Source organism: Methylobacterium sp., from assembly GCF_019750675.1.
In the GTDB taxonomy this organism is placed as follows: domain Bacteria; phylum Pseudomonadota; class Alphaproteobacteria; order Rhizobiales; family Beijerinckiaceae; genus Methylobacterium.
This window is the reverse complement of the sequence record NZ_JAIEOF010000104.1, coordinates 1-7,300: the sequence shown is the minus strand read 5'-3', so window position 1 is coordinate 7,300 and position 7,300 is coordinate 1. Positions and strand designations below refer to the sequence as shown.

Below are 7,300 nucleotides of genomic sequence, written 5' to 3'. Positions count from 1 at the left end.
CAAGACGGATGATACGCATCCCGGAGGATCGGCCCGAGAACGACATCCGTCTGTAGGCGTAGGGCGCGAGCGGACTCCCTCTCCTGGAAGGAGAGGGTTGGGGAGAGGTGTGTGACCTTTCCGGAGGTGGACCACACCTCACCCTGTCCCTCTCCTTCCAGGAGAGGGGACCCGAGCCGCCCGCGAGAAGGGTAGAGCCCACGGTCGAGGGGACGTGGGACGGCGCGGGATGCCGGCCCTCCTCACGGCGGTCCCACGGGGCGCACGGGCGTTCTCCGTGCGGGAGAGCCGGCGCATTGCGGTCCTGATTCTTCAGGTGACCGACCCGAGCCCGCCTCACGCCCGGCGCAGGTCCGTGTTCTTCACCGGCATCTGGCGCACGCGCTTGCCGGTGGCCGCAAAGATGGCGTTCAGCACGGCGGGGGCCGCCACCGCGATGGTGGGCTCGCCGACCCCGCCCCAGAACCCGCCCGACGGCATCACGATGGTCTCGACCACCGGCATCGCGTCGAGGCGCATCACCGGGTAGGTGTCGAAGTTCGTCTGCTCGATGCGGCCGTCCTTGACCGTGCATTCCTGGTAGAGCGCCGCCGACAGGCCGTAGACGAAGGAGCCGGCGATCTGGGCGTCGATCTGCTGCGGATTGAGGGCATGGCCCGGATCGGTGGCCGCGACGATGCGGTGGACCTTGACCCCCCCGTCATCGGAGACGGAGACCTCCGCCACCGCCGCCACGTAGGAGCCGAAGCCCATCATCTGGGCCAGACCCCGATGGACGCCGTCCGCGGGCTTCGTGCCCCATCCGGCCTTGTCGGCCACCGCCTGCAGCACCGCCCGGTGCTTGGGGTGCTTGTCCATCAGCTTCAGGCGGAACGCGAGCGGGTCCTGTCCGGCCGCATGGGCGAGCTCGTCCATGAAGCACTCAAGGTAGATGGCGTTCGGGTTCATGTTCACGCCGCGCCAGAAACCCGGCGGCACGTGCGGGTTGCGCATGGCGTGATCGACCAGGATGTTCGGGATGGCGTAGCCGATCGCGGCCTCCGCGCCGCCGGGGTTGAGGCCCTGGAACACCACCGGGTCCTTGCCGTCCACCATCCGGTTCGGCGCCACCGAGACCAGGATCGACTGGCCGGAGATGCGCATGTGCAGCCCTGTGAGGTTGCCCGCCTCGTCGAGCCCGGCGCGCATCCGGCACTGGGTGATCGGGTGGTAGCGCCCGTGGGTCATGTCCTCCTCGCGGGTCCAGATCAGCTTGATCGGGGTCCCGGGCATCTCCTTCGCGATGAGGACGGCCTGGCGCAGCCAGTCGTGGGTGGCGCCGCGCCGGCCGAAGCCACCGCCGAGGAGGAGCTTGTAGACGTCGCACTGGTTCGCCGAGAGGCCGGCGGCCTCGGCGACGGCGGCCAGCGCCGCCTCGCCGTTCTGGGTGGGCGCCCAGGCCTCGCAGCGCTCGGGCGTCCAGCGCACCGTGGCGTTCATCGGCTCCATGGTGGCGTGGTTCTGGAACGGCACCCCGTAGGTCGCCTCCACCACCCGGGCCGCGCCCTTCAGGGCGGCGGCGACGTCGCCGCCCTTGTTGCCCACATAGGCTTCCTGCGCGTCCAGGCCCTCGCGCAGGGTCGCCGCGATGGTCTCGCTCGAGACGCCGGCGTTCGGGCCCTCGTCCCAGACGATGGGGAGGGCCTCCACCGCGGTCTTCGCGCGCCAGAACGTGTCGGCGATCACCGCCACGCCGGAATCGCCCACCGCGACGACCTTCTTCACGCCGGGCATGCCCGCGACGGCCTTGGCGTCGAAGCTCTTCACGGTGCCGCCGAAGACCGGGCAGTCCCGGATGGCCGCGTTGAGCAGGCCCGGCATGGTGAGGTCGATGCCGTAGATCTGGCTGCCGTCCGTCTTCTCGACGGTGTCGAGGCGCTTCACGGGCTTGCCCGCGATGGTCCAGTCCTTCGGATCCTTGAGGACGATGTCCTTGGGCGGCGTGACCTTGGCCGCCTCCATCGCCACCGCCCCGAAGGTGGTGGTGCGGCCGGAGCCGGCATGGCTGATCACGCCCTTCTCGACCCGGCACTCGGAGGGAGCCACGCCCCAGCCCTTGGCGGCGGCCTCGACCAGCATGATGCGGGCGGCCGCCCCGCCCTTGCGGACGTAGTCCTGGGATTCCCGGATCCCCCGGCTGCCGCCGGTGCCGAAATCGCCCCAGACCCGGCCGCGGGCGACGTTCTGGCCCGGCGTCGGGTACTCGGTGACCACCTTCGACCAGTCGCAGCCGAGCTCCTCGGCGACGAGCTGGGCGAGGCCCGTGAGAGTGCCCTGGCCCATCTCGGAGCGGGCGATGCGGATCACCACGGTCTCGTCGGGCTTGATCACCACCCAGGCATTGACCTCGGGCGTGAGCGCGGGGGCGTTCCCTTGCGCGGCGGCCCCGGGGAAGGGCACGTGGAAGCCGAGGCTGAGGCCGGCGGCAGCGGTGCCGGCCACGAAGGCGCGGCGGGAGAGGTTCTTCATGGGAGCGTTCATGGCTCTCTCCTCAACCGGCCTGGCCGCCGTCGGCGGCGAGCTTGATGCCCGCCAGCACGCGGTTGTAGGTGCCGCAGCGGCAGATGTTGGTGATCTCGGAGCGGATCTCCGCCTCGCTCGGGTGCGGGTTCTGCGCGAGCAGCGCCGCCGAGGCCATGATCATCCCGGACTGGCAGAATCCGCATTGGGGCACGTCGAGTTCGGCCCAGGCCTTCTGGACCGGGTGCGAGCGGTCCTTCGACAGGCCCTCGATCGTCACGATCTTCTGATCCGCCGTCACGCTGGAGACCGGCATCGAGCAGGAGCGCACCGCCGTGCCGTCGATATGCACGGTGCAGGCGCCGCACTGGGCGATGCCGCACCCGTACTTCGTGCCCGTGAGGCCCGCCTGTTCACGGATCACCCAGAGGAGCGGCGTGTCGGGCTCGGCCTCGACCTCGCGGACGGTGCCGTTCAGGTTCAGACGGATCATGCGTTCCCTGCCGTGGTTCGACGGTCGCGCGTCGCGCAGGATCGGGAGGCGCGTGCGCAGGCCTGGTATTTAGAATTCTTGTACGGTGCGGGACGGCCCGGCGTCTACTGCGGCGTGACGGGGCGAATGCTTCGCCGGCACGCATCGAAAGCTGGCACGGCGCGGATCCGCCAGGGTCGTGGGATTCCACGCGACCGTCGCCGCCGCGCGGGATTACCCAGCGCCGGCGCATCGGTTTGGGGCCCGGGATCTATCCGCCGGCCCGATCCGATTCTAGATTCCTCCGCGCATCAGGGTCCTTCCCCGGTCCGGACAGCGCGGCCGTGTCGACCGGAGAACGGGCCCGTTTCCATGAGCTGAACAGGACAATCTGACCACCGCCAAAGCGCAGCCATTGTGATACCGGGAAGGCGGACGCACGCAGCCGGACGAGCCCGGGACGGGCGCGGCGCCAGGGCGCGGGTCAGCCGCAGGAAGGGCAACGATACCATGAGCTTCGCAGCCGGCGCCGATCTCGGCCTGCTCATCCGGAAACTGGAAACCATCATCACCGTTTCCGATGCGGAGCGTCAGGCCCTCGAGCGGCTCCCCGTCACCCGGCGGCAGCTGCCCGCCCGCCAGGACATCGTGCGCTACGGCGACCATCCCTCGCAGTGCTGCCTGCTGCTCGATGGCTGGGCCTTCCGCTACAAGCTCCTGGACGAGGGCAAGCGCCAGATCCTGTCGATGCACATCCCGGGCGACATCCCCGATCTCCAGAGCCTCCACCTGCCGGTGATGGACCACAACCTCAGCTCGCTGACCGCCTGCACCGTCGTCTTCATCCCGCACGACGCCCTGTTCGAGCTGACGCGCAACTATCCCGGCCTCACCGCAGCCCTTTGGCGCGACACGCTGGTCGATGCCGCGATCTTCCGCGAATGGATGACCAATATCGGCCGCCGCTCGACGCTGGGCCGGATCACCCACCTGTTCTGCGAGCTCTATCTCAAGCTCCACGCCATGGGGCTTGCCGAGAACCATGCCTGCGAGATGCCCCTGACGCAGAGCGACGTCGCCGACGCGATCGGCGTCTCGAACGTGCACGTCAACCGCGTCCTGCAGGAGTTGCGGGGCCAGGGCCTGCTCACCCTCCAGGGGCAGCGCCTCGTGATCCACGACTGGGTGCAATTGACGAAGCGCGCCGAGTTCGACCCGGCCTATCTCCATCTGAAGCCGGCGGCGGTATCCTGACGCTTCGCCTCCGGGTGCGCCGTCCCTCAGGCGAGCCGAAGGCGATGGCCGTCCGGGTCCCGGACCGCGCGGGGCGCGCCCTCCGCGCCGGAAAAGACCAGGACGGTGGCGGCGACGTCGTGATCGCCGCAGGCGAGGCCGGCGCGCGGGAACGCGCCGGCATAGCAGAGGAGTTCGAGGTGGGGCGTCGGGGCGCCGGGCGGGCGCAGGCCCGTCACGGCCACGCGCGGGTCGGGCACGCCGTCGAGGCGGGCCTGCTCGGGCCCCGTGTTGATGGAGCGCGACGCCACCGAGAAGCCGAGGCCCTCGTAGAAAGCCAGACTCGCGGCCTCGTCCGACACCGAGATCGCCGAATGGTCGATGCCGAGGCAGGGGTCCGGGCCCGTCCGGCGCCAGGCTTCCGGCGTGCCGCCGGGGGGAAAGCTCAGGAATTCCAGGGGGTGCCCCTCGGGGTCGCGGAACTTGAAGGCGCTCACCCCGCCCGAGGCCGCGGGCAGGCGCTCCGGCCCGGCCGTGGAGATCGGGCGCCAGCCCGGGCACGCGTCGAGGCGGGCATGGGCGGCCCCCATGTCCGAGACCACGAGGGCGATGTGCTGGAACAGCGGGCTCCAGCCCGGCACGTCGGCGGGATAGGGCCTGCCCGGCTGATCGAAGCCGACGAGATCGACGGCTTGCGCGCCGAGACGCAGGGGCACCACGGTCTCGCCGGGCACGGGCCGGATCGTCGGCGCGCGCACGAACCCGAGGGCCGTGGCGAAGAATCCGGCCAGGGCCTCGGGATCGGCGCTGACGAGGCGGATGCGGCTCAGGCGGAGGGGTCCGGCGCACGTCTTGCTGGCGCTCACGGTGTCTGCGCGCCGCGCCGGTTGAGGAAGATCGCGTACAGGGTGTGCGAGCCGCCGATGAACAGACGGTTCTTCATCCGGCCGCCGAAGGCGAGGTTCGAGACCCGGTGGGGCACGAAGATCTTGCCCATCAGGTTGCCGGCCGGGTCGATGCAGTGGACCCCGTCGGCGGCGCTGCTCCAGACGTTGCCGTCCTCGTCGACCCGCATCCCGTCGCAATAGCCCGGCGCGACAGTGTGGAAGACCGCGCCGCCGGAGAGCGCGAAGTCCGGCCCGACGTCGAAGACGCGGATGTACTGTCGTGGGTTCGGCCGGCTCTGGTCGCCGGTCTCGGAGACGTAGAGTTTCCGCTCGTCGGGCGAGAAGGCGAGCCCGTTCGGCCCGTCGAAATCGGTGGCCATGGCGCGGACCTCGCCCGAATCCGGATCCAGGCGGTACAGTGCCGGCGGTTGCTCGGAGGTCTGGCGTCCGCCCTCGTAGTCGTTGGCGATGCCGTAGACCGGATCGGTGAACCAGATCCCGCCGTCCGAGGCCACCACCACGTCGTTGGGCGCGTTCAGGCGGCGCCCGGCATGGTGGGTGACGAGGGTGGTGACGGCACCGTCGTACGCGGTGCGGGTGAGGCAGCGGTTCCGGTGCGAGCAGGCGATCAGCCGGCCCTGGCGGTCGCGGGTCTGGCCGTTGGCGAAGTGCGAGGGCGCCCGGTAGACCGACAGCCCTTCCGCCTCGCTCCAGCGCATGGTTCGGTCGCGGGGCAGGTCCTGGAACAGGAGGCAGTCGGCATCCCCGAACCAGACCGGCCCCTCGATCCAGCGGAAGCCCGTGGCGATCTCCTCGAGTTCGGCATTGCCGAGCAGGTACCCGGCAAAGCGCGGATCGACGACTTCGAAGCCCGGATTTTCGCGCGGGAACACCATGCCGCTACCGGAACCGGCAGGGGGTGGCGAGGGTCGGGGGCGCATCGAACTGCACCACCATCAGCACGGCCGGTTCGTCGCCCACCGTGCCCGAGAGGTGCCCCTGGCGCCCGTCCCGCTCGCGCGTGTTCTGGTCCTCCCCGAAGGAGATCTCGCCGGGGCCCATCTCGACCCGGGTGCCGTCCATCGACTCGACGAACCAGCGGCCCGAGAGCGGGATGATCCATTGCGGCTTCGGGTTCTCGTGCCAGGCGCCGGTCCAGCCCACCGGCTGCACCGTCACCATCACGGTGGCGCCGTCATGGGTCTTGGTGCCCTGCCATTGCGGGTCGGCCGGCGGCTGCATCGACTTCATGTCGAAATCGGTGAGCGCGCAGCGGGTCTGGTGGCTGACGCCCTCCGCGTCGGTCCAGAGGTGCCAGTAGGGCACGCTGGGCTTCTCGGGGCGGCTCTCGGCGCTGGTGGAATCGCTCATGGGCTTGTCCTGACGGGCTCGGGAAAAGGGGCGATGCGATAGGGCTGCGAGGAGGCCAGCGGGTCGGCGAGGAAGAGCCGCACGGTGTCGGCCCCGGTGCCGAAGGTGATGAGCAGAAACCCGCCGGCCAGGGCGAAGTTCTTCAGGAAGTCCCAGAACAGGCCCAGTCCCTTGCTGTCGCCGCCGGCCCAGAAGTCGCCCGGGCGCCAGAACTGCTTCCACAGCAGCGCCGTGAGCCCGCAATAGCCCGCGAGCACGAAGGCGGCGGCCCGGTCGGCGATGCCGGTGAGGATGCCGGCCGACATCACCACCTCGACGAACAGCCCCGCGAGGATGAGCGCGCGGGCGAGCCCGGTGCTGGCGACCCGCTCCCGCGCCTGGCCCACCGCGCCCCGGAAGTTCAGGATCTTGTCGAGCGCACTGAAGGGCAGGAACAGCAGAACGAGGAGGACCCGGACCGCCACGGCGATGCCGATGCTGAGATCTTCCAAGGCGCGGTCCTGAGCTGATGCCGCGCGCCGGGACGGGCCTGCGGCGGCGTGCATGGGAATGAGAAGGCGCAAGGGAACGTGATGCCCTCGGCGGTTGAACGCGGCATCCCCGCGCCGGTTCATACGTTCCAGCGTCGGGCGCCTCACTTCGGCGCGAGACCATGACTTCGGCGCGAGACCGTGCCGGCGGCCCGATCCCGGCCGCCCGGCCCCGATCGCGACCCGACGATCCGGACGCGAAGGACCCCCATGAGCCAAGAGCATTACGACGTGGTCATCGTGGGCTCGGGGCCGGGCGGCGGCACCATGGCCTGGCGCCTCGCCCAGACCGGCAAGCGCGTGCTGCT

7 protein-coding genes are annotated in these 7,300 nt (G+C 70.4%); 1 reads left to right on the top strand and 6 read right to left on the bottom strand.

Features of this window, described 5'->3' with window-relative positions:
* Nucleotides 1–336 precede the first annotated feature (336 nt).
* Together K2X24_RS05425 and K2X24_RS05420 are read right to left on the bottom strand one after the other, a co-directional pair.
* Nucleotides 337–2,520, bottom strand: coding sequence for a molybdopterin cofactor-binding domain-containing protein (locus tag K2X24_RS05425; RefSeq protein WP_292495427.1), 2,184 nt, complete (start codon nt 2,518–2,520; stop codon nt 337–339).
* Nucleotides 2,521–2,530: 10 nt separating this feature from the next.
* A complete protein-coding gene (locus K2X24_RS05420) occupies nt 2,531–2,992 on the bottom strand; it encodes a (2Fe-2S)-binding protein (protein WP_238277700.1) in 462 nt (153 codons plus the stop codon).
* Between the two features lie 489 nt (nt 2,993–3,481).
* Here K2X24_RS05420 and K2X24_RS05415 point away from each other — a divergent pair, with 489 nt between their 5' ends.
* Nucleotides 3,482–4,225, top strand: a complete 744-nt coding sequence (locus K2X24_RS05415; RefSeq protein WP_292495423.1) for a Crp/Fnr family transcriptional regulator — start codon at nt 3,482–3,484, stop codon at nt 4,223–4,225.
* A gap of 26 nt (nt 4,226–4,251) precedes the next feature.
* Here K2X24_RS05415 and K2X24_RS05410 read toward each other — a convergent pair whose 3' ends face one another.
* From K2X24_RS05410 to K2X24_RS05395, 4 genes are read right to left on the bottom strand one after another with little or no spacing between them, the layout of a single operon-like run.
* On the bottom strand, nt 4,252–5,070 hold the full coding sequence (locus K2X24_RS05410; protein ID WP_292495420.1) for a glyoxalase: 819 nt from the start codon (nt 5,068–5,070) through the stop codon (nt 4,252–4,254).
* A complete protein-coding gene (locus K2X24_RS05405) occupies nt 5,067–5,987 on the bottom strand; it encodes an SMP-30/gluconolactonase/LRE family protein (RefSeq protein ID WP_292495418.1) in 921 nt (306 codons plus the stop codon). The genes K2X24_RS05410 and K2X24_RS05405 overlap by 4 nt, the downstream gene beginning before the upstream one ends.
* Before the next feature lie 4 nt (nt 5,988–5,991).
* Nucleotides 5,992–6,462 (bottom strand): cupin domain-containing protein, encoded by a 471-nt coding sequence (locus K2X24_RS05400; protein ID WP_292495416.1) that lies wholly within the window; start codon nt 6,460–6,462, stop codon nt 5,992–5,994.
* The gene (locus tag K2X24_RS05395; RefSeq protein ID WP_292495414.1) at nt 6,459–6,953 is read right to left on the bottom strand and encodes a DoxX family membrane protein; all 495 of its coding nucleotides are present in this window, start codon (nt 6,951–6,953) and stop codon (nt 6,459–6,461) included. The genes K2X24_RS05400 and K2X24_RS05395 overlap by 4 nt, the downstream gene beginning before the upstream one ends.
* Nucleotides 6,954–7,300: the final 347 nt, after the last annotated feature.